The 26,417-nt window shown below is 60.6% G+C and carries 19 protein-coding genes and 1 pseudogene; 12 read left to right on the top strand and 8 right to left on the bottom strand.

Translation table 11 applies throughout. The features are described 5' to 3' along the window. The first annotated feature begins 43 nt into the window (after positions 1-43). Positions 44-502 (top strand): MarR family winged helix-turn-helix transcriptional regulator, encoded by a 459-nt coding sequence (locus L9B60_RS20495; protein ID WP_249672632.1) that lies wholly within the window; start codon positions 44-46, stop codon positions 500-502. Positions 503-551: 49 nt separating this feature from the next. Here L9B60_RS20495 and L9B60_RS20490 read toward each other — a convergent pair whose 3' ends face one another. Next, entirely contained in the window at positions 552-1,874 is a 1,323-nt protein-coding gene (locus L9B60_RS20490; RefSeq protein ID WP_249672629.1) for an OprD family porin, read from the bottom strand. Positions 1,875-2,193: 319 nt separating this feature from the next. Between L9B60_RS20490 and mhpT the strand changes: the two genes are divergently transcribed. Beyond that, complete coding sequence (mhpT, locus tag L9B60_RS20485) at positions 2,194-3,399, top strand: 3-(3-hydroxy-phenyl)propionate transporter MhpT (protein WP_249672627.1); 1,206 nt, start codon at positions 2,194-2,196, stop codon at positions 3,397-3,399. Position 3,400: 1 nt separating this feature from the next. Here the strand turns inward: mhpT and L9B60_RS20480 are convergent, their stop codons facing one another. From L9B60_RS20480 to L9B60_RS20465, 4 genes are all read right to left on the bottom strand, one after another. Then, positions 3,401-4,249: an ureidoglycolate lyase gene (locus tag L9B60_RS20480; protein ID WP_249672626.1), complete on the bottom strand. Its 849-nt coding sequence runs from the start codon at positions 4,247-4,249 to the stop codon at positions 3,401-3,403. Between the two features lie 30 nt (positions 4,250-4,279). Further along, positions 4,280-5,020, bottom strand: coding sequence for an SDR family oxidoreductase (locus L9B60_RS20475; RefSeq protein WP_249672624.1), 741 nt, complete (start codon positions 5,018-5,020; stop codon positions 4,280-4,282). Continuing rightward, positions 5,017-6,369: an MFS transporter gene (locus tag L9B60_RS20470; protein WP_249672622.1), complete on the bottom strand. Its 1,353-nt coding sequence runs from the start codon at positions 6,367-6,369 to the stop codon at positions 5,017-5,019. Before L9B60_RS20470 ends, L9B60_RS20475 begins: the two co-directional genes overlap by 4 nt. Before the next feature lie 539 nt (positions 6,370-6,908). Continuing rightward, a complete protein-coding gene (locus L9B60_RS20465) occupies positions 6,909-7,859 on the bottom strand; it encodes a LysR family transcriptional regulator (RefSeq protein ID WP_249672621.1) in 951 nt (316 codons plus the stop codon). Positions 7,860-7,971: 112 nt separating this feature from the next. On the opposite strand from L9B60_RS20465, the gene L9B60_RS20460 reads away from it, so the two are divergent. From L9B60_RS20460 to L9B60_RS20445, 4 genes are all read left to right on the top strand, one after another. Then, positions 7,972-9,153 (top strand): fumarylacetoacetate hydrolase family protein, encoded by a 1,182-nt coding sequence (locus L9B60_RS20460; protein ID WP_249672619.1) that lies wholly within the window; start codon positions 7,972-7,974, stop codon positions 9,151-9,153. 42 nt (positions 9,154-9,195) lie between these two features. Continuing rightward, positions 9,196-10,980 carry an IlvD/Edd family dehydratase gene (locus tag L9B60_RS20455; RefSeq protein WP_249672617.1) on the top strand — a complete coding sequence of 595 codons (1,785 nt, stop codon included), beginning with the start codon at positions 9,196-9,198 and terminating at the stop codon, positions 10,978-10,980. 64 nt (positions 10,981-11,044) lie between these two features. Further along, entirely contained in the window at positions 11,045-11,458 is a 414-nt protein-coding gene (locus tag L9B60_RS20450) for a nuclear transport factor 2 family protein (protein ID WP_249672615.1), read from the top strand. A gap of 93 nt (positions 11,459-11,551) precedes the next feature. Further along, the gene (locus L9B60_RS20445) at positions 11,552-13,291 is read left to right on the top strand and encodes a dipeptidase (protein ID WP_249672613.1); all 1,740 of its coding nucleotides are present in this window, start codon (positions 11,552-11,554) and stop codon (positions 13,289-13,291) included. Positions 13,292-13,418: 127 nt separating this feature from the next. On the opposite strand, the gene tssM is transcribed toward L9B60_RS20445, so the two are convergent. From tssM to vasI, 3 genes are read right to left on the bottom strand one after another with little or no spacing between them, the layout of a single operon-like run. Then, on the bottom strand, positions 13,419-17,075 hold the full coding sequence (gene tssM / locus L9B60_RS20440; protein WP_249672612.1) for a type VI secretion system membrane subunit TssM: 3,657 nt from the start codon (positions 17,073-17,075) through the stop codon (positions 13,419-13,421). A gap of 9 nt (positions 17,076-17,084) precedes the next feature. Continuing rightward, on the bottom strand, positions 17,085-18,539 hold the full coding sequence (gene tssA, locus L9B60_RS20435; RefSeq protein ID WP_249672610.1) for a type VI secretion system protein TssA: 1,455 nt from the start codon (positions 18,537-18,539) through the stop codon (positions 17,085-17,087). Then, positions 18,527-19,216: a type VI secretion system-associated protein VasI gene (gene vasI, locus L9B60_RS20430; RefSeq protein WP_249672604.1), complete on the bottom strand. Its 690-nt coding sequence runs from the start codon at positions 19,214-19,216 to the stop codon at positions 18,527-18,529. Before vasI ends, tssA begins: the two co-directional genes overlap by 13 nt. A 456-nt stretch (positions 19,217-19,672) precedes the next feature. Here vasI and tssB point away from each other — a divergent pair, with 456 nt between their 5' ends. The 6 genes and pseudogenes from tssB to tssJ all read left to right on the top strand — a co-directional run bounded on the left by tssB (position 19,673) and on the right by tssJ (position 26,387). Beyond that, positions 19,673-20,182, top strand: a complete 510-nt coding sequence (gene tssB, locus L9B60_RS20425) for a type VI secretion system contractile sheath small subunit (RefSeq protein WP_249672600.1) — start codon at positions 19,673-19,675, stop codon at positions 20,180-20,182. Positions 20,183-20,234: 52 nt separating this feature from the next. Next, positions 20,235-21,722, top strand: a complete 1,488-nt coding sequence (tssC, locus tag L9B60_RS20420; RefSeq protein WP_249672597.1) for a type VI secretion system contractile sheath large subunit — start codon at positions 20,235-20,237, stop codon at positions 21,720-21,722. A 12-nt stretch (positions 21,723-21,734) separates the two neighbouring features. Continuing rightward, positions 21,735-22,148 (top strand): type VI secretion system baseplate subunit TssE, encoded by a 414-nt coding sequence (tssE, locus tag L9B60_RS20415; protein WP_249672595.1) that lies wholly within the window; start codon positions 21,735-21,737, stop codon positions 22,146-22,148. Between the two features lie 7 nt (positions 22,149-22,155). Beyond that, positions 22,156-23,905 (top strand): annotated as a pseudogene (tssF, locus tag L9B60_RS20410) (type VI secretion system baseplate subunit TssF). Continuing rightward, positions 23,869-24,882, top strand: coding sequence for a type VI secretion system baseplate subunit TssG (gene tssG / locus L9B60_RS20405; RefSeq protein ID WP_249672593.1), 1,014 nt, complete (start codon positions 23,869-23,871; stop codon positions 24,880-24,882). Before tssF ends, tssG begins: the two are co-directional and overlap by 37 nt. Next, entirely contained in the window at positions 24,879-26,387 is a 1,509-nt protein-coding gene (gene tssJ, locus L9B60_RS20400; RefSeq protein WP_249672590.1) for a type VI secretion system lipoprotein TssJ, read from the top strand. Before tssG ends, tssJ begins: the two co-directional genes overlap by 4 nt. Positions 26,388-26,417 lie beyond the last annotated feature (30 nt).

Below are 26,417 nucleotides of genomic sequence, written 5' to 3'. Positions count from 1 at the left end.
AACTGGATAGCCTTGTTAATAACCTTGAGGATGTTTACGCCCGATGGCCAAGCCTGCCCCCCTTGCCGACGCCGCTCCCCCCTTGGACGCCGCCCTGGACGAGTTGATCGGCTACGCCATGCGCCGCGCCCAGCTCAAGCTGTTCCAAAACCTGATTGGCCGGCTCTCGGCTCACGACCTGCGCCCAGCGCAGTTCTCGGCCCTGGCGATCATCGACCAGAACCCCGGGCTGATGCAGGCCGACCTTGCCCGCGCCCTGGCCATCGAGCCGCCCCAAGTGGTGCCGCTGCTCAACAAGCTGGAAGAGCGCGCGCTGGCCGTGCGAGTACGCTGCAAGCCCGACAAACGTTCCTATGGGATTTTTTTGAGCAAACCTGGGGAAACCCTGCTCAAGGAGCTCAAGCAGATTGCCGCGCAAAGCGACCTGGACGCCACGGCAGCCCTCGACACCCAAGAGCGTGAAGAGCTGCTGCGGTTGTTGAAGAAGGTGTATCAGGAATGAGCCCGCTCCCGTAGGGGCGGATTTCATCCGCTAAGAAAACACCGCCGTTCTACCAGATTGGCAAGGTGTACAGCACCAAAAACCGTGTCTGGTTCTCGTCGCGAAACGCCGCCCCGGCCGGGAAGTCATTGCGGTAGATGGATTTTCGCGCCAGGAACCCCAGGTTCTTCAGCGGCCCGCTTTGGATCACGTAGCTGAGCTCCATCTGGAACTCGCGCTCCTTGCGATCGTCCGCGCCCAAGGCCGCCAGGTCGATGTTGTCGCCACGCACGTAGCGCAAGCGGCTCTTGAGCCCCATCAGCCCGACGGCGGCAAAATCGTAGTCATAGATCGCCTGCCAGGTGTGCTCCTTGGCGTTGAGAAAGTCCGAGCTCATGGTCAGCTCGCTCATGCCCATCAACTCGGTGCCCGACAGGTAAGGCGTGGCGGTGTCGCCGCTCGAATGCATGTAGCCAACGCTGAACGTCTGCCCGCCCAGGCGATACCCCAGTAGCCCCGAGAGGTTCTGGTTGTCCACCTTGCCGCCCTTGGCGCTGCCATCTTCGCGGCTGAAAAAACTGCGCAGGTCGGTGGTTAGCGCGCCGTCACCCAGCGGCATTTTGTGCAGCAGCGCCAAGGTATCCTGCTGGTACAGGTCGGCCACCTCGGCATGGTAGGCGCGCAGGCTGAGGTCCTTGGTGACTTGGTAATCGCCGCCTGCATAGGCCATGTGCGAGGTGGTCGCCGCGCCCTTGAAACGGCCGTTGGGCGAGGCGATCGCCATCGCCTGGTAGCTGGTGGAATCACGTTTGTTGATGCGGTCGATGTAACCGGTGTTGATCGTCAGGCCATCGATTTCCTTGGAGCTGACGGTGGTGCCGCGAAAGGTCTGCGGCAACAACCGCGAGGGGCTGGCGAAGGCGAATGGCAAAAAGATCGAGACATCCCCGGTCTTCACCGTGGTCTGGCTCAAGCGCATCTTGGCGGTAGGCGCCAGGCGCGAGTAATCATCGGCGGCGCGCTTGTCACTGCTCGACACCGGCAGCAATTCGGTGCCGCTGCGGTCGGGCGCCGAGTCCAGCTTGACCCCCAGCAAGCCCCGCACGTCCAAGCCAAAACCGACCGTGCCGGTGGTGTAGCCCGACTCCATGTTGAGGATAAAACCCTGCGCCCACTCTCGTGCGGCGGTCTTGGCGCCGTCGTCCTTGTAGTCGCGGTCCAGGTAGTAATTGCGCAGGCTCAGGGTGGCGTGACTGTCATCCACGAAGCCCTCGGCCATCAGGTCCGTGGCACATAGGCTCAGGCCCATCATTGCCAGGGAAAGCCCAGGTTTGCTCACGCACCGGGGTACTGCCGACTTCGCCGCGAAGGCGCCATCAGGAAGGTTCTGCATGCTCGAAGCCCACTTATTGTTGTTGTTTTTTGATTGAGCCCAGCCGCTGCGCGACCGGGTCACAGCGCTGAGAATGGAAACAGGCGAAGGGGTTCGTCAATCCATAGTGACCGATAATCGAACATTAATATTATTAACTATTTATTGAGTTCATCCATGACGCATCAACATCTAATTGATTTAAAACAGATTAATGGCTAAAAAAGGCGATCTACAAAGCCTCTTCATTTTTTAGTTATTCTTGTTAATCTTAATCCAAGGCCTGACCACAGGTCGCCGGATACCGGCACACCCACAAAAACAATAACGAGGTTGCTCCATGGACAGTCCATCGCGTCGTTCGACGCTGACCATCGCCCTGTGTTTTATCGTTGCCCTGATCGAAGGGTTTGACCTGCAGTCCGCCGGCACCGCCGCAGCCGGCTTGCGCCAGACCTTTGCGCTGGACCCGCGCATGATGGGCTGGGTGTTCAGCGCCGGGATCATCGGCTTGTTGCCCGGGGCCTTTTTCGGCGGCTGGGTGGCCGATCGCATCGGCCGCAAGAAAATCCTCATCGCCGCCGTGCTGCTGTTCGGCCTGTTCTCCCTGAGCACCGCCTATGTCGAGCAGTACACCACGCTGCTGTTGGTGCGCTTCATGACCGGCCTGGGCCTGGGCGCCGCCCTGCCCAACCTGATCGCCCTGTGCGCGGAAGCGGTGGGCGAACAACGCCGTGGCACCGCCATCAGCATCATGTATTCGGGTGTACCGCTGGGCGGCGCACTGGCCGCCGTGGTGGCCATGCTGTACACCGAACACTGGCAGGCCACCTTCCTGTTCGGCGGCCTGGCGCCGCTGCTGGTGGTGCCGTTGATGGCCTGGTTGCTGCCCGAATCCAGCGCCTTCCGCCAACAAAGCAGCGCCGCGCGGGTGTCAACCGGCCAGGCACTGTTCGGCGAAGGCCGTGCGCGCATTACGCTGGCCCTGTGGCTGAGCTATTTCTTCACCCTGACCGTGATGTACATGCTGCTCAACTGGCTGCCTTCGCTGCTGCTGGAGCAAGGCTTCAGCAAACCGCAGGCGGGCATGGTGCAGATGCTTTTCAACATCGGTGGCACCCTGGGCTCGTTGCTCGGCGGCGTGCTGCTGGACCGTTGCAACACCCTCAAAGTCGTGCTGTGCGTCTACGCAGGCCTGCTGGCCGCGCTGGCAGGGGTCGGCCTGTCGGTGGGGATTGTGCCGATGGCGGCGGCAGGTTTTGCCGCAGGGTTGTTCGTGATGGCGGCGCAGTTGGTGCTGTATGCACTGGCACCCCCGCGCTACCCGACGTCGGTGCGGGCGACCGGCGTGGGCGCGGCGGTCGCCATTGGCCGGCTGGGTTCGGTGGCCGGCCCCCTGGCAGCCGGGCAGATTCTGGCGGCAGGGGCCGGCACCACCGGCGTGCTGCTAGCCACCTCGCCGGGCCTGGTGATCGCGGCGTTGGCGGTGCTGACGGTGATCGCCCGCCCCGCCCCTGGCGCCACGTTGAACCGCAGCCAGGCGTGAGTCAGTCGGCCTGCACCGTGACTTGAAGCTGCTCGCCCAGCCCGGCAATGCCCAAGCGCAGGGTTTGGCCCGGGCGCAGGAACACCGGCGCAGGCTTGACCCCCAGGCCCACGCCTGGCGGCGTGCCGGTGGAAATCACGTCACCGGGTTGCAGGCTCATGCAGCGGCTGAGGTAGGCGATCAGCTGCGGCACGCTGAAGATCAAGGTGCGGGTGTTGCCGTTCTGGTAGCGATGGCCGTCCACCTCCAGCCATAGGTCCAGGGAATGGGGGTCTGCGACCTCATCGCGGGTCACCAACCACGGGCCCAACGGGCCGAAGGTGTCAAACCCCTTACCCTTGTCCCAGGTGCCACCGCGTTCCAGTTGCCATTCACGCTCGGACACATCGTTGATCACGCAATAACCGGCCACGTGCTCCAAGGCGTTGGCTTCATCGATGTTGCGCCCCCCCTTGCCGATCACTACGCCCAACTCCACCTCCCAGTCGGTCTTGAGCGAGCCGCGGGGTATCTCGATGGCATCGTTAGGGCCGCAAATGGCGCTGGTCCATTTGTTGAAAATGATCGGCTCCTTGGGTACGGGCATGTTCGACTCGGCCGCATGGTCGGCGTAGTTCAGGCCGATGCAGATGAACTTGCCCACTTGCCCGACACAGGCACCCATGCGCGGCTGGCCCGGCACAATCGGCAAGCTGTTGGGGTCGATGGCTGCCAATGCGGCCAGGCTGGCCGGGCTCAGCGCTGCCCCGGCGATGTCTGCAACGTGGCCAGACAGGTCGCGAATACGCTGCTCGGCATCCAGCAGGCCGGGTTTTTCCGCGCCCTTTTCACCGTAACGCAATAATTTCATAAGGTACTCCTAGAGCTGAAAAATGCGGCTTCAGAGGCTCATGCCGCCGTCGATCACGTGCACGCCGCCGGTGGTGTAGCTGGAGGCATCGCTGCCCAGGTACAAGGCCAGTTGGGCGATTTCTTCGGCCCTGCCCAAGCGCCCCATGGGCTGGCGATTGATGAATTGCTGGTAAACCTGCGCTTGATCCACGCCCTGCTGCGCCGCCTGTTCGGCAATGCGCACAGTGAGGGAGGGCGACTCCACGGTGCCGGGGCAGATCGCGTTGCAGCGAATGCCCTGGCCAATGAAGTCGGCGGCCACCGACTTGGTCAACCCCACCACCGCCGCCTTACTGGCAGCATAAGCGAAACGGTTGGGCACGGCCTTGACGCTGGAGGCCACCGACGACATGTTGATGATCGAGCCGCCGCCCTGGGCCAGCATGCCGGGCAGGAAGGCACGGATCATGCGGTACATGGCCGTGGCGTTGAGGTCCATTGAGCGAGCCCAGGCCGCTTCGTCGCACTCAAGGACAGTGCCGCTGTGCACGTAGCCTGCGCAATTGAACAACACGTCCAGGCTGCCGATACGTTCGCAGGCCAGGGCAATGGCGCTGGCCGAGGTCACGTCCAGCACCAGCGCAGTAATGCCCTCGCGCCCTTCAAGCCCCTTGATGTCGATATCGCAGGCGTACACCTGGGCACCCGCCTGGGCGAAGGCGATGGCACTGGCCAGGCCAATGCCCTGCCCCGCCGCCGTGATCAGCACGCGCTTGTTGCGCAGGTTCATACCGCCTCCATTTTCAGTTGGGTAGCCACAGGCTTGTCCGCCCGGCCCAGCATCGAGCGCGGGATCGCCAGAATCAGCCCGCCGCTGACGAACAGGCACAGCGCCAATACATAGGTGCCGTTGTTGATGTTGCCGGTCAGGGTCTCGGCCACGGCGGTGATCATCGAGCCGGTGAACCCGGACAGGTTGCCGATGGCATTGATCATGCCGATGCCGGCAGCCGCCGCGACGCCAGACAGTACGGTGCCCGGCAGCGTCCAGAAGATCGGCATCAGGCTCAGGATGCCGGAGGCGGCAACGCTCAGGAACAGCACCGACAGCACCAGGTTGCTGGCAAAGTACGCACTGAGGATCAGCCCCACCCCACCGATGAAGGCCGGGATCGCCGCATGCAGGCGCCGCTCACCGGTGCGATTGGAATGCCGGGCATTGAGCAGCATGGCCACCATCGCCACCGCATAAGGAATTGCCGTCAGCAGGCCGATGTGCAGGCTGTTGGTGATGCCGGTGCTCTTGATGATCGACGGCATCCAGAATGCCAGGCCGTAGAAGCCGGTGTTGAAGGTCAGCAGGATCAGCACCAGCAACCATACCCGCGGGTTGAAGAACACCTCGCTCAGGCGGCTGGCCTTGCCATGGCTGTCACTGTGCAGGTTGGCCTTGAGCAGGGCCTTTTCCCGATCGTTCAGCCACTTGGCCGAGTCGATATTGTTGGCCAGGCAGCCGATCACCACGGCGGCCATGATCACCGAGGGCACGCCTTCGATCAGCAGCATCCACTGCCAACCCGACAGGCCATGCACGCCTTGCAGGCTGTTCATCAACCAGCCGGACAGAATGCCGCCCAGCACCAGGCTGATCGGCATGGCCATCAGAAAGCCCGACATCACGCGGCTTTGCCGTTGGGTGGGGAACCAGTAGTTGAGGTACAGGATGACGCCGGGAAAGAACCCGGCTTCGCAGATACCCAGCAGAAAGCGCAGCACGTAAAACATGGTGCTCGATTGCAGGTGGAAAAACGCTGCCAGTGGCACGGTGAATGCCACGGCCATGGAGATCACCGCCCAGCTCAACATGATGCGGGCGATCCAGAAGCGCGCGCCATAGCGATGCAGCAGCAGGTTGCTGGGCACCTCGAACAGGAAGTAGCCCCAGAAGAACATGCTCGCGCCCAGGGCGTAGACGGTGTTGCTAAATTGCAGTTCGTTGAGCATGTCCAGCTTGGCAAAACCGATGTTGACCCGGTCCAGGTAGGCGGCCATGTAGCACAGCAGCAACACGGGCAAAATGCGCAGGATGACTTTGCGGTAGGTACGGTCTTCGAAGTCGGGTTCAGAGAGCGTTTGCATGCAGATAACCCCTGGGCATGTCGGGCATGCCGGATTGTTTTTATCGGATGGGCTTGGCAAACGTACTCTACGGGGCTGGATCGATGCTTTCCCAATGGCATTTATGGATTGATTGATAACGCGAGGTTATCGATTTTTGCTGACGGATAGACCTTGGGGCAGCGCTTGCTGACTTGGGCCAGGAAAGCTCCTGTGCAAGCAAGCTTGCTGACTTGAGACAGTGTTCGCTCTTGTGGGAGCAAGCTTGCTTGCGATGGGGGCATCGCAGTCTGGCTGTTGACTTGGCGAGCCTATTTTCTAACAACAAACCGCGTCGCTCGCTTCGCAAGCAAGCTTGCTCCCACACCAGCGGTTTCGCCCTGGGGGAGCAAGCTTTGTTCGCTCTTGTGGGAGCAAGCTTGCTTGCGATGGGGCATCGCAGTCTGGCTGTTGACTTGACGAGCCTATTTTCTAACAACAAACCGCGTCGCTCGCTTCGCAAGCAAGCTTGCTACCACAGGGACTGCCCTGGGGCCATCGTTGCTGACCAGGCTCCCCCTTTACCCGTCCAGATCTTTCGCTAGCCGTGCATTGGCTAGCAGGATCTCGGCAAACTCCAGCGCCGCGCCCACCAGTGGTTCGCCCTTGCGCGTGAGGATGCCGTAGTCTTGGGGTACCAGGCGCAAGGGGGTGTCCAGGGTCTTGAGTTGGCCGCGTTCCAGCAACGGCTCGACCATGGCGTCTGGCAGCATGCCGATCATCGGGCCGCGTTGCAGCACCTGCAGGAAGGTTTGCATGGAGATGGTATCCACCGTGTTACGAGGCATGGCCACCCCGGCCTCGGCGAAGGCAAGTTCCATGCGTGCGCGAATGGGCGTGCCCACCGGGTAAAGAATCCACGGCCACTCCACCAGTTGCTGCAACGACGCAGGCGCTGCGGTGCATAACGGGTGCCGGCTGTTGACCACGATGCAGAACGGCTCGGGCGCCAGCGCCTGGAAGTCATAGCGCTGCTGCTGGCTTTGCTCGGTGAAACGCGCCACGGCCAGGTCGAGCTTTTTTTCTTCAAGCATGTCCATCAGGTGGTTGCTGGTTTGCTCCACCACCTCGATCGACAACAACGGCCAGCGCTGCTTGATCTGCAAAATCGCCTCGGGCAACGCCACCGCCGTGGCGGCGAAGATCCCACCGACCTTGAGGTGCCCGTGGCCACCTTCGCGCAGGCTGCTGATCTGCTCCACGAACGCTCGGGCATCGTTCAAGGCGATCTGTGCGTAACGCAACACATGTTCGCCCAACGCCGTGGGCGGCATGCTGCGCGGCTGGCGCTCGAACAAGGCAAAACCCAGCAGATTCTCGATTTCCTTGAGCATCTTGCTGATGGCCGGCTGGCTGAGGTTCATCTGCTGCGCCGCCACGTGCATGTTGCGCGTGCGGCCCAACGTATCGATCAACACCAGATGCTTGAATTTGAGCCAATTGCACACGCTTGAAAACGACAGATCGGACATGGGCGCTCCGCAAACAACAATAACCCGGCGTTATCGATTGCTGAAAATATCTCATTGGAGTTTATCGGCCGGCAACCCTAGCGTGAAATCTTTACCGACCAGGATAACTGCCATGCCGATACTGCTGACGCCCGAAAATACCTTGCCCACCGATGGCCTGGCCGGCACCTTGATCGGCCGTGCCTGGGTGCCCGGTCAAGTGGCCGGCCCCTCTCCCATCGTGCTGCGCGCCGACGGCGTGTTCGATCTTTCGGCACGCTTTGCAACCTTGAGCGAACTGCTCGAATCGCAGGCCCCATTGCAGGCCGTACGCGAAACACCCGGCACCTTCATCGGCAGCGTCGACAGCTTGCTGCGCAACACCGGCACCCATGCCGACCCCGCCCTGCCCTCGTTGCTGGCGCCCGTGGACTTGCAGGTAATCAAGGCCGCCGGCGTCACCTTTGCCGCCAGCATGATCGAGCGGGTGATCGAAGAACAGGCCGGGGGTGACGCTGGCAAGGCCCAGGCCGTGCGCGCCATCGTGCAGGGGGTGATTGGCGATAACTTGCGGGCCATCGTGCCCGGCTCCGAACAGGCCATGCGTCTGAAGGCGTTGTTGATCGAGCAGGGCATGTGGTCGCAATACCTGGAAGTGGGCATTGGCCCAGACGCCGAAATTTTCACCAAGGCGCCCGTGCTCGCCGCCGTCGGCAGCGGCAGCCAGATCGGTATTCACCCGGTGTCGCAATGGAACAACCCCGAGCCTGAAGTGGTGCTGGCGGTCAACAGCCGCGGGCACATCCTGGGTGCGGCGCTGGGCAATGACGTCAACCTGCGCGACGTCGAGGGGCGCAGTGCGCTGTTGCTGGGCAAGGCCAAGGACAACAACGCCTCCTGCGCGATCGGGCCGTTCATTCGCCTGTTCGACGAACAGTTCAGCCTGGACGACGTGCGCCGCTGCGTGGTCGACCTGCAAGTACACGGCGAAGACGGCTACCACCTGCAGGGTGCAAGCTCCATGGACCAGATCAGCCGCGACCCGCAAGACCTGGCCCGGCAGACGTTGAACGCCAACCACCAATATCCCGACGGCTTCGTGCTGTTCCTGGGTACGCTGTTCGCCCCCACCGAAGACCGCGACACCGTCGGGGGTGGCTTTACCCACAAGCTGGGTGACCGGGTAAGCATCAGCAGCCCGTTGCTCGGCAGCCTGCACAATCAGGTGACACACTCAAGCCAGGCTTGGCCCTGGACCTTTGGTGTCGGCGCCCTGTTGCGCAACCTGGCCTCACGCGGCTTGCTGGCACACTGAGCCAAGCGTTGATTGATCCCAATTACAAGAGAGACCTCAATCATGAGCGACACCCCCAAGCGCCCCCTGCGCAGCGAACAATGGTTCAACGACCCCGACCATGCCGACATGACCGCCCTGTACGTGGAGCGCTACATGAACTACGGCATGACCCGTGAAGAGCTGCAATCGGGCCGCCCGATCATCGGCATTGCGCAAACCGGCAGTGACCTCACGCCCTGCAACCGCCACCATCTGGAACTGGCCCAGCGGGTAAAGGCCGGCATCCGTGACGCTGGTGGCATTCCCATGGAATTCCCGGTGCACCCCATCGCCGAGCAGAGCCGCCGGCCGACCGCCGCACTGGACCGCAACCTGGCGTACCTGGGCCTGGTGGAGATCTTGCACGGCTACCCGCTGGACGGCGTGGTGCTCACCACCGGCTGCGACAAAACCACCCCGGCCTGCCTGATGGCCGCCGCCACCACGGACCTGCCAGCCATCGTACTGTCGGGCGGGCCGATGCTCGACGGCCATCACAAGGGCGAGTTGATCGGCTCCGGCACCGTGCTCTGGCATGCACGCAACCTGCTGGCCGCCGGGGAGATCGACTACGAAGGCTTCATGGAAATGACCACTGCCGCGTCCCCTTCTGTGGGCCACTGCAACACCATGGGCACGGCCCTGTCGATGAACGCCCTGGCCGAAGCCCTGGGCATGTCGCTGCCCGGCTGCGCGAGCATTCCGGCGCCGTACCGCGAGCGCGGGCAAATGGCCTATGCCACGGGCAAGCGCATCTGCGAACTGGTGCGCCAGGACGTGCGGCCATCGCAGATCATGACCCGCGAGGCGTTCGAAAATGCCATCGCCGTGGCCTCGGCACTGGGCGCCTCCAGCAACTGCCCGCCGCACCTGATCGCCATCGCCCGGCACATGGGCGTGGAGTTGAGCCTGGACGATTGGCAACGCATCGGCGAAGACGTGCCGCTGCTGGTCAACTGCATGCCCGCCGGCAAGTACCTGGGCGAAGGCTTCCACCGCGCCGGGGGCGTGCCGTCGGTGATGCACGAACTGCAGAAAGCCGGGCGCCTGCATGAACACTGCGCCACGGTCAGCGGCCAGACCATCGGTGACATCGTACGCACGACGCAAACCAGTAACGCCGAGGTGATTTACCCCTTCGAGGCGCCCCTCAAGCACCGCGCGGGTTTCATTGTGCTCAGCGGCAACTTCTTCGACAGCGCGATCATGAAAATGTCGGTAGTGGGCGACGCGTTTCGCAAGACCTACCTGTCCGAGCCAGGCGCTGAAAACAGCTTCGAGGCGCGCGCCATCGTGTTCGAAGGGCCAGAGGATTACCACGCGCGCATCAACGACCCGGCGCTGGACATCGACGAACGTTGCATCCTGGTGATCCGTGGCGTCGGCACGGTGGGCTACCCGGGCAGCGCCGAGGTGGTGAACATGGCCCCGCCCGCCGCACTGATCAAGCAAGGCATCGACTCACTGCCGTGCCTGGGCGACGGCCGCCAAAGCGGTACGTCGGCCAGCCCGTCGATCCTCAACATGTCGCCGGAAGCCGCCATCGGCGGTGGCCTGGCGTTGCTGCAAACCAATGACCGGCTGGTGGTGGACCTCAACGCACGCAAGGTCAACCTGCTGGTGGACCAAGCCGAACTGGATCGCCGCCGGGCGCTGTGGCAGCCGAACATCCCGGCCTCGCAAACCCCCTGGCAGGAGCTGTATCGGCAACTGGTGGGCCAGCTATCCACGGGGGGTTGCCTGGAACCGGCCACCTTGCACCTGCGGGTGATCGCGCGCAGTGGTGAGCCGCGGCATTCTCACTGAGTGGCGAGGGGCCCGTTCAACCCGACTATGCTGGAGGCTCAAAACAAGCACTCAGGAACCCGACATGCACCCCAACGCCGCCGAATCCCTGAAACACTGGCACCACATGATCGCCCAAGGCGACCTCAAGGCCCTGCCACAATTGCTGGCCCCAGAGGTCGTGTTCCGCTCGCCCATGGCCCATGCGCCCTACCCCGGCGTACCCGTGGTGTCGATGATCCTCAACACGGTGTCCAGTGTGTTCGAAGGCTTCACCTATCACCGCGAACTGTGGACCGCGGACGGCCTGAGCGTGGTGCTGGAGTTCAGCGCCACGGTCGCCGGCAAGGCGCTCAAGGGCATCGACCTGATCCGCTTCGACGAACACGGCAAGATCGTCGAATTTGAAGTGATGGTGCGACCGTTGAGCGGCTTGCAGGCATTGGGCGATGAAATGGGACGGCGTTTGGGGGCCTACCTGGCGGCGAGTAAAAGCTGATCCAAGCAGCCGAGTGGTGGTAGTTTGTGAGAGTTTTCTGATTCATCGATCAGAAAACTCTTACTTACCACCTGCAAAGGAATGTTCCCCGCAATGGATTTTTCACTTAAGCACCTGGCCGCGACAACCCTCATGCTGGCCAGCCTTTCTATGTTCGCCAGCCAAGCACAGGCCAACGTGACGCCGCAGCAGAGCGCCGAGATTCTGAAGACGTTCAGCGATGCATCGATCAAGGATTTCAGGGACTTCCTCGGGCGCCTGGGCAAGAGCGATTTGGCGAAAACCGACGACCTGAAGCCTGCAATCAGCGACTTTCTGGGCAACAAGCCCCTGTCCGCTGACCAGCAAGACCAGGTCAATCGCTTGTTGGGCATTTACACTCGCCTGAAGTACGGCGCCGCCGCCACCCAAACCCTGCGCGAACTGGTGGCCATCCCCACGTTCCAGGTAGAAGGCGTTGCCCAGCACGACAACCCCGAGTTCATCAAGATCGCCGACAAGATCAAAAGCCTCGCCCAGGCTTTCAACCTGAACTATCGCAACGTCGACAATCGCGTCTATGAAATCACCCTGCCAGGCGCTGGCGATGAGGTGGTAGGCATCCACGCCCACGCCGACGTGGTACCGGTTACCCCCGAAAACTGGGTACTGAAAGACGGCACCCAACTGGACCCGTTCAAAGTCACCCTGATCGGCGACCGCATGTACGGCCGTGGCACCGAGGACGACAAGAACGGCATCGTGGTGGCGCTGTACGCCATGAAAGTCATCAAGGAAGAAAAGCTGCCGCTGGCGCGCAACTTCAAGTTGCTGGTGGACACCACCGAAGAAACCAGCGGCGACGCCATCCCCTACTACTTCGAACACAACCCCACGCCCCAGTACAACCTGGCGCTGGACGGCGGCTACCCGGTAGTGATCGCGGAAAAAGGCTATGGCACCGTCATGGCCAACTTTGCCCGCCGCGCAGGCGAAGGCCAAGGCGCCGAAATCATCTCGATGACGGGCGGCATGGCCACCAACCAGATTCCTTCGGCGTCCGTGGCCACCCTGGTAACAGACAAGCCAGCAGAACTTGCGGCCGCTTTGCAGCAATTGGGCAGTGAGTTCGCCCAGCAACAGGGTGGCGACTTCAGCGTGGCGGCCAAGGTCGACGGCAAGAACGTCAAACTGACCGTTACCGGCGTGTCTGCCCACTCCTCCGAGCCGCAGTCTGGCGTTAACCCTGTGGCCAGGATGCTGGTGTTCATCAACAGCCTGGACGGTAAGGTTGCGCTCAAGCACAACCACATCACCGACGCGGCGCGATACACGGCCGACAACTGGGGCCTGGATTACCTGGGTGGCAAATTGGCGGTCGGCTTCAGCGACACGTTCATGGGGCCGCTGACCACCTCGCCGACCTTTGTGGGCATGGATGACAAGACGTTCAAACTCGCGGTGAACCTGCGCGTGCCGGTGGGCAAGTCACCTGACGTGCTCAAGAAAGAGATCGCCGACAAGCTGAGCACCTGGAGTGCGAAAAACCACATCGCCGTGGCCTTCGACTATTCGATCGCCGAGCCGATGTACCGCAACCCCGAGGGCGAATGGGTCAAGGCGCTACTGGCCGTGGCCACCGAGAACCTGGGCATGGAGCATAAGTTCGGCACCTCCGCCGGGGCCACCTCGGTGCACGAATTACCCAACGGCGTGCAGTTCGGCCTGGCCAGGCCTGAGGTCAAGTACACCGGCCACACCGACAACGAGTTCAAGACGGTCGACCAGTTTCTGCTGGACTTGCAGATCGTGACCGAAATGATGGGGCGGGTTGGGCAGTTGCCTAAGCTCTGAAGGTTGGCGGGGCCCGCCGTGCCGGCGGGCCTATCTTGTTTGATCAAATGGAAGGTTGGGACAGAGCGCACCCAAATCACCGTCCTGCCTTACCGTAAGGCCTCGCGATCTAGCTGCCAAGCGGTTCTTAGCGCTGCGTGTTCTCTCCCACACTCGCCTTCGGCCGATCCTGAAGCAAAGTTCGGGGTAAGACAAATCCCTCGAAACTGCGCTGGGTGATCGGATTGTTGGTTTTCTCAGCGCTGATACGGTATCGCATCATGCCGTCGCCGGCGACAAAGCTCAGGTCAACACTGGTGGCAGTGCGCCCATTTAGCTGGCCCCGGTTGAGTAAGCGAAACAGCGACCACGGCCCACGATAGCCGAGGCTGACGCTGTTGCCCGCGCCGTTGACCAAGGTCAACCGACTGCCACTGGCATCACCCAGAACGTTGGGCCAGATCAGGCCGATGTTCTGACTGGGGCCGTGGCTATAAGGGATCAACTGGCCGTCGCTGCTCAGCAGGCTGCTGCGCTGATTGCCGCTCAGGGCCAGAGGCTCCAGAGACATCTGCACGCTGAGGGCACCACGCTGATTGAAGAAGGTGTCGCGGATACGCTGGGCCGTTTCCAACTGCGTGAGTACATCGGTGCGCACTAGGTAGCCGCCGCGTTGACTGGAGTACAGGGCGTCAAGGTTATCTTTGATGAACACATTGAGATACTGATCCTGGAACTGCTGCAACCGGCCTTGCGGCCCGAAGAAGGCCTCGAAATCGTCCAGGGAAGCATCCGCCGAACTGCCCACGAATGGATAGCGCCCGGCCAGCCGCTGCTGATAGAAGCTGTAAATCTCAGAATCCCAACGTTTTTCAAGTTCGCGCAAGGCTTCAAGCACTAGCACCTGTGAGGTTTGATCCGCAAGGTGCTTGACCTGTTGGTTCAAAGGCTCGGGCAAGCCGGTGGCGACCCGCTGCAAGGTTGCAATCGGATCCGGGCCGCTCAGCGAGAATCGTTTGAGCACGGCGTTGAGCGCAGCCTTGCCCCGATCCGGCTGGTCTTGCACGGCCTTGGCGTAATCGTAGACTGCCACGATGGCTTGCTGGGTCTCGTCGTAGTAGGAAGGGCGTTCGCCTTTGTCCGTGAGCAGATCCGACAGCCCGGAAAAGGCACGTCGAATATTCGCCGCCTGGCGCCGGCTTGCCTCGTCGGAAAACATCTGGTTGGGCTCAACCTCAGGCAGCGAAACACCTGCCGCCGAGAGCGGCGGGTAGATCACCGTGTTGTCACGCACGCTTTCCAATAAGCGCCGTAGCGGTGCGGCCGGGCCGGTGACCTGCTCCAGCACCGCGACGCCATGAATCAGGTCACGGAAGTCAGTGACTGCCAACGCGTTCAGAGCGCGCCGCCAACTGTCCACGTAATCGGCGCTATACAGCGTACGCACACGCTCGGTCAGTACCTTGCGATCCTCCTCGGAGTAGTCAAGGTTCTGTCGCTCGCCCAGCACCCAAGCGTCGATCATAGCCAGCTCCATCACCTGTGCTGTATTAGCCTCGAAATAGTCCCGCATGCCTTTGGCTGTAAGCAAGGACGCCAGGGTCAGCGCAGCGTGGCTATTGGTCACGCCTTCGCCTGTCGGCGGCTGGAACACAATATCGAAGGTAGGCCCTACCTCGTTACGTAAATCCAAGGGTGCCTGTAAACGCTCTTGAGCCTGCTCCTTCATACGTGCGTACACACGTTGCGCCAGAGGGGTTTTGCGCAACTGCTGCTGCACCTCGCCAACTCGCCCCTGATACTGTGGAAGATCGGCGTCGGCGTACTGCAATGCGTAATCAAGGTGTCGCATCAGATCGGTCTGCACCTGGCCCTGGCCGGGATAGGCCCGCTGCCATTGGCCGGCCATCCATTCCTTGACCATCGCCGGTCGACGGTTTTGCCGCTCTTCGATCATCCGGTACACACGCAGCGCCGCTAACTGGGCACTACTGCCTGGCGGCGCGGTATCGATCACATTCATCGCACCACCCGCAATCGCCGGTAGAAAGCGTTTGGACAACAAATTGAGATAGGCCGCATCCACCATAGGGCCAATCGCCCGGCCCTGATACAACCCCATCTCGGACAACAAAGGCCAGGTGTGGCGGTAATCGCCATAGACCGCCACCGCATCACGGATCTGGTCCAGCGATGCCAACAGATTACGCCCGGTAACATCCTCCCGCCTGTCGATATCATGCCTACTGAATTCACGGCTTTTGAGCAGAACGCTGTCGGCCTTGTCGCGGTTGATACCGAAGTAAAACTGCCAACCGCCGACCACCAGCATTCCACCCAGCGCCGCTACGATGGAGCCCGCCAGCAGTAATCGGCGTTTGCTCTGCGTCACCTTGACGTTATCGCCCGCCAAACCTGCTTCGGAATAAATAATGCGCTGGAACAGATGTTGGGCGAAATAGACCAGGGTACCGCCGGCCGGCTTCGCCTCCGGCAGTGGTGCAGCCAGGCCGTGTGGCAATGCCGCTTCACGGACAAACGCGTTGCTCGATTCACCTTGCTGGCAGACCGAAGACAAATACAGCCCCCGCACCAAAGCCGGGGTCGTGAAGCGATCACTGCCCAGCATTTCGGTGAGAAAACCGAGCAACGCTGGGCGCAACCCCGACAATTGCCCCACCAGGGCCAGCATACGATCCCGTTCGTCCTGCGTACGTAGATCACTCAGGCTGTCTAGCACCTGATCATTCAACCGTTCGATAAAGTGGTTAAAGCGCGTGCTCAACTCCGCTAGCCACGCATCAAAGTCGTCCACTGCCTCCAAGCTGAAGGTAAAGCCCAACAGCGCTTCACGCGTTGAGCGCGGTAAACGGGCAAAGAACTCCTCGAAGCCTTCCAGCAGATCGAGCTTGCTCAACACCACGTACAACGGCAAACGCGTGCCCAGTTGCCGGGTCAACTCATAGACACGCGTGCGAAGCACCGTCGCCAGCGCCTTGCGCTGTTCCGGACGCTGCGTAAGCAGGGCCTGAAGATCTACTACCAACACGACGCCGTTCAAGGCACGCCGGCTGCGTTTACGGCTCAGCCAGTCCAACAGGTGCAGCCAAAGCCGCGGATGGGTCCCGGCCGGCAGAATCGGTTTCTCTTTATCGGCGCAATGCTTCACCGGCCCGCTCGTCGCAACGGAGTCGGTGGTTGGCATCACCTGCGAATGACTGATGAACTCCCCCGGTGGGTCAATCAATACCGCTTCATGGCCGATCCACCAGTCCACGGTGTACGCCAACATCTCGTCGTGATAAGCACGTGCCCCGGCCTTGGCTACATGGGAAAGCGCGAAGCTTTGATTGGAACGGTTAATCAGGCTGGTCTTGCCAGCATTCTCCTCTCCCAGCACCAGGTACCACGGCAGTTGATAGAGCGAACGACGATGTTCCATATTGTCCAGCAGGCTGGCCAGGCTGCGGTTCAACGCCCGTTCCTGCGCCTGGACATACGGCAGGCAGGGATCGGCCTGCACCGCAGCCTCGTATTGACGCTCCGCATGCCATTGCTGATAACGGCGTCGGGTCCACCAAGCCCAAATGACGATGGGTATCAGCAGCACCCCAATGCTGGCGGCCACACGCATCGGCAGCTCGGCCAGTGGCTGATGCTCGCGCCAAACCCACTGCGGCCCCAACCACCAGATGCCGACCAGCACAAACAGCGCTGCCAGCCCGATAAGCATGGGCGCTGCGCTGTTGAATTGGCGCAGTATCGGCAGCCCCCAACGTTTGATGTAACTCCAGACATTCCCCATGGGAGGCTCCTAATCCTTGACAGCGGTAATAGCGACGGTGGGCTCGACGGGTTGCCGTGCCAGCTTCTGATACAGCTCCGGCTCCCATTGCGCGGCCTGCGTGGCTTGCATAACCCGGGCAACATTGGCGTACAGATCGGTGGCCAGCCAGCCCAGCCCACGGGCCTCCAACAGATCAGCGGCGATGACAGTGGCGTAACAGCGTTGGCGTGGCGCACGGTAAGCCGCTTGCAGTTCCTGCAAGCGCAACAACACCACTTCCACGCCTTCCTGATTGAGTTGAGTCACCAGTTCGTCGCGCAATCCGGCGTACTCCTGTACCGGGCTACCGCTGCTTTCAATCCCGTCGCTGCCGGTTAACCACGCCTTTGTGGGCATGTCCACGAAGGCAGTGCCATCGCTGAAACACAACTCCATCAGGGCAGGAACCCGTCGCACAAAGCGAGCGCAAGCTTGGCGAATACCCGCCGCCACCTCACCCATTTCCAACCGGGCAGCGACACTGGCAGCCAGAAAGCTGCCACGAAACCAGTACGGCGCAGCGCTGACGCTTTTTTCAATGCGCAGCAGCAAACCCGGATCAATAGTGTTGGACACAAGCGCGTCTTCATAGCTGACGACAATGTCACGCGGCACCGCCATCAACTCGGTACGCCGGTCACAGGTCACAGAGGGAGCCGCATGCAGATGCGCCCACAGGCCAAACCGCCGCAACTGATAGCCAGTCGGGTCGTATACATCCTGCTGGTTGACCAACTCGGCCATGTTCAATACGGCACGGCGCTGCTCGCGCTCATTGCCCGCAGGCACTGCGTTGTGACTGGATAAAAACGACGGACTGAACGCGCTCCCCCCTTGCGAACGAGCCCCCCCATCGGCACTGTCCGGGGTTGGCGCTACCGCCTGCCCAGCGTACTTACCCAGCGCCAAATGCAGTGTATCCAGCGTCGGTTGATCCAATTGTGCAGCCGACAAGCTGCTTTGCAGGCGGGACAACGCTTGCTCTGCCAGCACCTGAAGCGCTGGATTAAAACTACGTCGATCCAGGGCGGGCAAGGCTTCATCCAAACGCTGCAATAGCGCCTTGACCTGCTTGCGTTTGGCCAGCAAGCCCGTCGGTCCAGGCTTGGGATAGGCGCGGTCCCAATACCGCTCAACCATCCCCGCCAGCAGGCTAAGCGCATCTGCCCACCGCTGCCATTGCTGGGTACGCAGCCACACCGTTTGCAAATGAGCAACAATGCGAAAGTGTTTGCACTGTGTCACTAGGTACTGTCGCGCCGCCTCGTCGATGTACGGCCAGTCGATACGCGCCTCGTGCAGGCCGCCGAGCTTGACCATTTCCTGATCGATAGCCTGATAGGTTTCGTCCTCGACATCAAAGTGGCCGGCAGGCTGTTGCGGATCGATTGGTGCCAACAACAAGGCTACGACCCCTGGTGGCACATCTATTACCAGCGACATAGCTGGCGCTCCTTTTCAATTAAAGCGCCCAACCCGTCGGCGTCGAACACCAAACCGTCCAGAGGTGGGTAATCACTTTCCAGGCGCAAGCGCTGTCCGCCTCCCATGCCACGCAACAAGTCAATGGATGGCAACCCGCGCCCGGCATCAATGACCTGACCGGTATCAAGTACTCGCCACTCGCGCGCGGCAGCCAGCGGCCGGTCATCCTTGTAAATCCGCAAGCGCATGCGGTTGGGCGCCACAGGTTCGGCCGTCAGCAGTTGCAGACTTGAGATACCCGACCGGCAACTGATGATCAGGTAAGGTCGCAGGCCAACAGCGCCTAACGCAGGCGCAGAGATCAACAATTGCGGTTGAAGAGGATCGCCAGAGACCGGCCAGCGTGACAGCAAAAATCGACTGTCCTCGGCCAGGCGCTGCGCCTCGTTCGCCTGTACCCAGCCGGCCACTTGCGCAGGGCGCTCGACGGTAGAACGGGAGGGCGAGCCGAGCGGCACCCCTGCAGGTGTACCGGCAGCCTGGTCGAAACAGGCCAGACGCTCCAAAGCCGACACCACCGAGGTGCAGTCCTGCGTGGGCTTAACCTGGGCCTGTACGGCCCATCCCACCATGCTACCCAACACCCATATCCCGGCGCTTTTAATCAATACAGTTCCATCCATTCGGTTGTCCATTACACCCCTGCGCTGCACGCCATTGGGCGAACCACTGCGCCATGCGGCGCCCCTGAAACTTGCAAGGTGCAACACTAAAAGGGCAATCAATCACAGCTGATGTTCATGTTTAGGGGAATTGACAATATTGATTATCAAACAAACACAACTTGCACCAAACTCATGCTCACACACGAAGCCTGCAACCAACAGTGACGTAACAGTAACGCCTGTGCACTTCATTACCCAATACAAAACCGCGGAACATACAGCAAGCAAAGACCCATGACAGCCAGACAAAAGACTTTTATCTGTAGGAGTTTTCTGCATTATAAAAAACTCGACATCATCGAACTCCGGAAAAAGGCTAAACCCCTTTACGGGTAAATATTCCTACATAAAACAGATACCGGGACGACAATACAGATACTATTTTATATGCATTTAATACCTCACCTTCTGAAAAGGATGTTTCGCATGTCAAAAAACCTGGGCTCAGTTGCTCCCAAAGAACGCATCAACATAAAATACGTTCCCGCCACTGGCGATCAACAGGCCGAAGTAGAACTTCCATTGAAGTTACTAATCACCGGTGATTTCAAAGGTCATGGCGAAGCAACTTCTCTTGAGGAGCGGCAAGCCGTTCGCATCGACAAAGACACGTTCAATGAGGTGCTGGCCAAAGCCAACATCGGCTTGGAAATGGCGGTGCCTTGCGTACTGAATACCGACCGCGACAGCGACCTGCAGGTCAGCCTGCAGTTCAACACCATCAGCGATTTCAACCCGGACGCCGTGGCGCGTCAGGTACCGGAGTTAAATAAGCTGCTGGAACTACGCCAAGCCTTGGTTGCCCTTAAAGGGCCGATGGGCAATGTCCCTGCCTTTCGCAAGCAACTGCAGCACCTGCTGAGCGATGAACACACGCGGGCCCGTCTGATCAGCGAGTTGAACGTGGCGCTGGACGCCCCCCCGCCCACGGCCTAAGGCCATCTGAGTTGTTTATTTCCCTGCCATCCGATTCGAACGGAATATTGTCATGCACACGGAAAGCCCGCTCGCCCCTACATTGGACGTCCAGAACGCGCCCATGGAAGGCACTTTGCTTGATCAGATCATGCTGCAAACCATGCTCCAGCCCACCCACGAAGGGTATGCCGTTGCCCGGCAGGGCGTGGCCGCCTTTATCAGCGAAATCCTCAAGAGCGACAATACCGATCACTTGATCAACAAGCACCGGGTCGACCAGATGATTGCCGAGGTGGATTACGCTCTGGGCAAACAGATGGACGTGATCCTACACCAGCCGGCCTACCAGAAACTGGAATCGGCGTGGCGCGGCCTGAAGCTACTGGTTGATCGCACCGACTTTCGCGAAAACATCAAGCTGGAAGTACTACACGTTACCAAAGACGAGTTGCTGGAAGACTTCGACAACGCTGGCGACATCACCCGCAGCGGGCTGTACAAGCATGTCTACACCGCCGGCTTCGGCCAATTCGGGGGCGAGCCGATTGCCAGCATCGTCGGCAATTACACCTTTGGCCCATCCTCGCCAGACATCAAGCTGCTCAGCTACATGGCCTCGATCGGCGCCATGGCCCACGCCCCGTTTGTGACCGCCGCTGGCCCGGAATTCTTCAACCTGGATGGGTTTCAGAACCTGCCCAACCTCAAGGAAGTGAAAGACATTTTCGACGGGCCACGCCATACCAAATGGCGAGGTCTGCGCGACTCAGAAGATGCTCGTCATCTTGTGTTGGGACTGCCGCGCTTCCTGCTGCGCCAGCCTTACGACACGCTGGAAAACCCGACCAGCAGCTTCATGTATGACGAGACCATCGATGGCCAACACGACCATTACCTGTGGGGCAACACCGCCTACCTGATCGCCAGCCGCATCACCGACAGTTTTGCCCGTTATCGCTGGTGCGCCAACATCATCGGTCCGCAATCGGGTGGCGCGGTCGAAGATCTGCCGGTCCATCTGTACGAGGCGTTCGGTCAGTTGCAGGCCAAGATTCCGACCGAAGTGCTGATCTCTGATCGAAAGGAATTCGAGCTGTCCGAAGAAGGCTTCATGCCGCTGACCATGCGCAAGGACAGCGACAACGCGGCGTTCTTTTCGGCCAACTCCGTGCAGCGGCCGAAGAACTTCCCGAAAACCCGCGAAGGCCAAGAAGCCCAGACCAATTACAAGCTCGGCACACAACTGCCCTATCTCTTCATCGTCAACCGTCTGGCCCACTACATCAAAGTGTTGCAGCGCGAACAAATCGGTAGCTGGAAGGAGCGCCAGGACTTGGAGCGCGAACTCAATACCTGGCTCAAGCAGTACGTTGCAGATCAGGAAAACCCCTCCAGCGACGTACGCAGCCGCCGTCCATTACGTGCCGCAAAGATCCAGGTGCATGACGTTGAGGGCAATCCAGGCTGGTATGAAGTCTCGTTGGCTGTACGTCCGCATTTTAAATATATGGGCGCGAATTTTGAGATCTCCTTGGTCGGGCGGTTGGACATGCAGTGACGGAGCGCCCTGATGGCCAGTTTGTTCGAACGACTTGAGCCCGACGGGCCACTGCGTCGCCACCTGACACGCGAGCAACTGGCGCGTCAGCAAGTTGAAGCTATCAAACAGCACGTGGAATACCTGCTTAATGCCCGAAGGGGCTGCTCACAAAGCAGCCCCGAACTGGGCTTGAGCGATTTCAATGGCGGTGCGATTGGCACTGCTGACCTGGTGATCCATATCAGCGCCGATATCCGACGTTCGGTGGAGGCCTTCGAGCCGCGGATCAAGGTGCGCAGCGTACGGTACCAGCCCAACCCGCAACGGCCGCTGGAATTGTCGTTCAGGCTGGACTGCCAGGTACGACTGAACAACAAGGAGGAACTGGTGCAGCTCACCGTAGACATGCACGGGCAGGGTCGTCGTTATACCCGCGTCACCTGAGGACACTATGAATTTACGCGACATGTTTAGCGACGAGATGCGCTACTTGCGAGAACTGGGTCGCGAGTTTGCCCAGGACAACCCGCAATTGGCGCGCTTTCTCGGTGACGAGGCCGGCGACCCGGACGTAGAACGGCTGCTGGAAGGCTTCGCCTTCCTGACCGCCAAATTGCGCCTGAAGATTGAAAGTGATTTTCCGGAGCTGACCCATCCAATGCTGCAAATGCTTTGGCCCAACTACCTGCGGCCGCTGCCCAGCATGACCATGGTGCGCTTCGATCCAGTCAAGCAATCAGTGACCCAACGTCAGGTCTTGCCTAAGGGCACCCGTCTATTCGCAAAGGCGGTGGACGGTATTCGTTGCGAATTTCGTACCTGCACCGACGTGACGCTCTATCCCTTGTCATTGATCGAGGTCAGCGATGCACACAGCCGTGAAAAATCGGTAATGCGCATTGACCTCCAGGTACTGACCCAACACCCACTCAATGAGATGGCCTGCGATTGTCTGGATTTTCATCTAAGTGGCGACAATAGCACCGCCTTAACCCTGTACCTGTGGATCGCCCGATACCTGAAGTCAGTACATGTCCAGATCGACGGTACGCGTCACAGCCTGTCCAGCAAAGACTTGGCCTTTCCGGGTTTCAGCGCTGAGGACGCCTTGCTGCCTTACCCGCGCAACGTATTCGACGGCTATCGCATCCTGCAGGAATACTTTGTTTTCCCCCAGCGTTTTCATTTTTTCAGCCTGACTCGTTTGCTAGGGATTTGGCCAGCCGTTAAAGCCCAGACTCTGCGCCTGGAGTTCGAGTTCTCCAGGCCCATGCCGTCCATGGTTCGCTTGAAAACAAGCGACATCAGCCTGTACTGCGCACCGGCAGTCAACTTGTTCCAGCACGACGCTGAACCCATCCACCTCAACGGGCGGACAGTGGATCAGCGTGTCCAGCCCGGTGGCCAGCGCCCGGACGCCTTCGAGGTGTTCAGCATCGACCGGGTCACAGGCCGGGCGGAAGGCCAGCCCGTGCGCACCTATACGCCTTTCGAGTCGTTCCAGCATGAAATTGAACATGCCCAACATCGCGCAGCGCTTTATTACCGTGTGCGTGCCGAGGACTCGCTGGGCCGCGAGGGCGTCGTGCATCGCATCGCTTTCGTCCATGGCAATGAAAGCGCGCCTATCGACCGGCGAGAAACCGTTTCGCTGGAATTGACCTGCAGCAACCGTGACTTGCCCCAGGCACTAGCCGTGGGCGATCTTTGCATGACTACCGAGCACACCCCAACCCTGGCCACCTACACCAACCTCACTGCGCCCACCCGCAGTTACCCGCCCGTGCTGGATGCGAGCCTGCACTGGACACTGATTTCCAACCTGTCACTGAACTACCTGTCGCTGTTGTCGGCCGAGCCGCTGAAGGCTGTCATCCGTGCCTATGATTTCGCCGCGCTGCATGACCTGCAACAGGCCCGTGCTACGCGCAAGCGCCTGGATGGCATTGTGCGAGGCAACGACCCGCCCCATCGACCTGATGATGAAGGGCCTACCCATCCGCGGCCTGGCCACGCACCTGAAGCTAGATCAATCGGCCTTCGTGTGCGAGGGCGATCTGTACCTGTTCAGCACCGTGCTTTCCCACTTTTTCGCACTCTACGCCAGCATCAACTCCTTCCATCAACTGGAAGTGACCAACACCACCAACAACGAGCACTACCAATGGCCCCTGCTGACCGGCAAACAACCCGTGATCTGACCGACACGCTGCTGGCCGACGCGCGGAACTACTCGTTCTATCGCCTGCTGGAGCACTTGCATGCGTTGCATGGCGACGACCTGGAAGCCGATGCGCCACGTGCGGCCAAGCATCGTCGCGTGCGCTTGCAGAGCCACCCTGGGCTAGGGTTTCCGGCCTCAGACGTGGCCATGGCCGAACGCCTGGATGAAGACCATTACCGCGTGCAAACCACGTTCTTTGGCCTGCACGGAAGCGACTCGCCCCTGCCTGGCTACTACCTGGATCTGGTCGCTTATGAAGATGCTCAGGGTCGGGGCATTCGGCCAGCGTTTCTGGATTTTTTCAACCACCGCCTGCTGACCTTGCTGCATGACAGCTGGCGTCGCTATCGCTACTACATCCGCTTCCAGTCCGAGGCTCGCGACGGCTTTTCGCGCTGTGTATTTTCGTTGATAGGCCTCAACGACAGTGAACTGCGCGGGGCCACGGCGCTGCCATGGAGCCGGTTATTGAGCTTTGCCGGGCTAATCGCCAGTCGCAGCCGCTCACCTACCATCGTCGCCGGGATTGTCGGCCACTGTTTTGATTTGCACGGGGTGCATATTCGTGAATTCGAGGCGCGCTACGTCAAGCTCCCGCCCCAGCAACAACTGGCATTGGGAAATCCGGATAAAGGCGTACTCGGCGACAGTTTTGTGGTCGGCGCTCGCGTCAAGACCCGACGCAGCAAATTTACCTTGGTCATCCCGGATCTGGATCAAACGCGCTTTCGTCAGTTCTTGCCTAGCGGCCAGCAGTTCCCAGCGCTGCGCACGTTGATGAATGTGTTGTTGCGGGACGTGATTGCCTACGACGTGGAACTGGGCTTGCGCCAGGAGGATGTGCCCCCGTTCAACCTCGGCAACCAAAACGGTACCCACTTAGGCTGGACCAGTTTTCTTGACAAACAGCACCACCGACATACCCCCATGGTACGGATCAAGGGGCGCTCATGACCCCGTCGGCTTCCCGAATGACCCTGGTAGTGCGCAACCCCGAGCACCTGATGCATGGCTGCACGGCCAACAGACAGTTTGACCACGCTGGCGGCAGCATTGGCAACACTGCCTGCGACTGGCTGCTCGATGACCGTCAACACGCAATTCACCCTCTGCATTGCGAAATACGTCTGGTGGAAGGCCGCTTCTGCGTCATCGACCTCTGTGGGCAAACCCGTCTCAATGGCCATGACCTGGCCATAGGGCGCAACACCACAGTTAAGCTCAACGACGGCGACAGCCTGCATGTGGGCGCCTACACACTCAACGTGTACTTGCAACAAGACCGTGCAGGCACGGATGACCTGGCCCACCGGTACCTCAGCCAGCACGCGGTCAGTGCCCTGTTCAATGAAAGCCGTTGCCCGTTGGAAACGCTGCTGGAGGGGCATCAACCCGTGCCGGAGCCGGATGCCGACACCCCGGCGCACTCCCCAGAGTTCGAACGCCTGAGCACACCGTTGGGGCTACATGAGCAGCATGACCCTTTGCGAGCGCTGGACGCCACCCAACCGGTGTGCGCTCCCACAGAACTGACCCTGGCGACGTTCGAGCACGCCCACCACGTCCCCCCTATTTCTTGCCGCCTCACCGCTGGAGACGCCCCCTTGACACCACAACCCGTTTCGCCCGTCCCTCCCTCGGCGCGACATCCGGTTGTGGTCGCACGCACCCTCACCCTGATCCTGGCCTGCTTGCTGTTGGGGGGCTGCACGATGCTGGGCAAACTCGGACACGTCATCATGAACCCCTCTACGCCGGTGGGCGGGCCTGACGATCAGCCCTCTCTGATTGCTCTGAGCCTGTACGCCACCAACACCGTCAACCCGAACGCTGGCAGCGTGCGCAATATACCCACCGGTGGGCCAGAAGGCCCTATGGTTCAAAAGCCCTCCGGCTATACGGTAAACCTCAACGCCAGCAACCCGCTTGAGCTGACCGACAAGTTGCAGGCCCTGCTCGACCACTTATACACCACGCCCCCTGCTTACTCCGCCCAAACGCCTACCGCCAATGCCACGGCGATGTCCCCCCTCGAACGCTACGTGCTCGGTGACTATACCGACCTGCAGATTGGCTTCACGACGCCTAGCCAACAGGTCTCCACAGCGCCCACGCCCGCAGACATCGCAACGCCCATTGCATTCAAGATCGTGCAATTGAAAGACGACTCTCTGCTGCGCAACGCCAACCTGGAAGCCCTGACCCAGGATCTGCAGCTGGCGCTGGGCAGCACCTATATCGATGCAGATGACTACGTTCTGCTCCCCGGTCAATTCAAGTTCATCAACTACCAGCCCCTCGACAAGAAAACCCGCTACCTGGCGGTGATTGCCCGCTACCACGAAGCCAACAGCACACATTGGAAGCAAATCCTGCGCATCCAGCCCAAAGGGCATCAGTACGCCCTACTGGTGCATCTGGATTCCGCCCGTGTCGAGTTCAAGGACGAGACGCCGTGACCGTCCACGTCCGTCCGGTCTGCCCGGCAA

This window comes from Pseudomonas abieticivorans (genome assembly GCF_023509015.1).
Classification (GTDB): domain Bacteria; phylum Pseudomonadota; class Gammaproteobacteria; order Pseudomonadales; family Pseudomonadaceae; genus Aquipseudomonas; species Aquipseudomonas abieticivorans.
This window is presented reverse-complemented; position numbering and strand designations above follow the sequence as displayed.

What these genes read in the sequence shown, in the direction of transcription:
- L9B60_RS20495 (WP_249672632.1), top strand. Translation starts at nt 44, where the DNA reads ATGGCCAAGCCTGCCCCCCTTGCCGACGCCGCTCCCCCCTTGGACGCC.
- L9B60_RS20490 (WP_249672629.1), bottom strand. Translation starts at nt 1,874, where the DNA reads ATGCAGAACCTTCCTGATGGCGCCTTCGCGGCGAAGTCGGCAGTACCC.
- mhpT (WP_249672627.1), top strand. Translation starts at nt 2,194, where the DNA reads ATGGACAGTCCATCGCGTCGTTCGACGCTGACCATCGCCCTGTGTTTT.
- L9B60_RS20480 (WP_249672626.1), bottom strand. Translation starts at nt 4,249, where the DNA reads ATGAAATTATTGCGTTACGGTGAAAAGGGCGCGGAAAAACCCGGCCTG.
- L9B60_RS20475 (WP_249672624.1), bottom strand. Translation starts at nt 5,020, where the DNA reads ATGAACCTGCGCAACAAGCGCGTGCTGATCACGGCGGCGGGGCAGGGC.
- L9B60_RS20470 (WP_249672622.1), bottom strand. Translation starts at nt 6,369, where the DNA reads ATGCAAACGCTCTCTGAACCCGACTTCGAAGACCGTACCTACCGCAAA.
- L9B60_RS20465 (WP_249672621.1), bottom strand. Translation starts at nt 7,859, where the DNA reads ATGTCCGATCTGTCGTTTTCAAGCGTGTGCAATTGGCTCAAATTCAAG.
- L9B60_RS20460 (WP_249672619.1), top strand. Translation starts at nt 7,972, where the DNA reads ATGCCGATACTGCTGACGCCCGAAAATACCTTGCCCACCGATGGCCTG.
- L9B60_RS20455 (WP_249672617.1), top strand. Translation starts at nt 9,196, where the DNA reads ATGAGCGACACCCCCAAGCGCCCCCTGCGCAGCGAACAATGGTTCAAC.
- L9B60_RS20450 (WP_249672615.1), top strand. Translation starts at nt 11,045, where the DNA reads ATGCACCCCAACGCCGCCGAATCCCTGAAACACTGGCACCACATGATC.
- L9B60_RS20445 (WP_249672613.1), top strand. Translation starts at nt 11,552, where the DNA reads ATGGATTTTTCACTTAAGCACCTGGCCGCGACAACCCTCATGCTGGCC.
- tssM (WP_249672612.1), bottom strand. Translation starts at nt 17,075, where the DNA reads ATGGGGAATGTCTGGAGTTACATCAAACGTTGGGGGCTGCCGATACTG.
- tssA (WP_249672610.1), bottom strand. Translation starts at nt 18,539, where the DNA reads ATGTCGCTGGTAATAGATGTGCCACCAGGGGTCGTAGCCTTGTTGTTG.
- vasI (WP_249672604.1), bottom strand. Translation starts at nt 19,216, where the DNA reads ATGGACAACCGAATGGATGGAACTGTATTGATTAAAAGCGCCGGGATA.
- tssB (WP_249672600.1), top strand. Translation starts at nt 19,673, where the DNA reads ATGTCAAAAAACCTGGGCTCAGTTGCTCCCAAAGAACGCATCAACATA.
- tssC (WP_249672597.1), top strand. Translation starts at nt 20,235, where the DNA reads ATGCACACGGAAAGCCCGCTCGCCCCTACATTGGACGTCCAGAACGCG.
- tssE (WP_249672595.1), top strand. Translation starts at nt 21,735, where the DNA reads ATGGCCAGTTTGTTCGAACGACTTGAGCCCGACGGGCCACTGCGTCGC.
- tssG (WP_249672593.1), top strand. Translation starts at nt 23,869, where the DNA reads ATGGCCCCTGCTGACCGGCAAACAACCCGTGATCTGACCGACACGCTG.
- tssJ (WP_249672590.1), top strand. Translation starts at nt 24,879, where the DNA reads ATGACCCCGTCGGCTTCCCGAATGACCCTGGTAGTGCGCAACCCCGAG.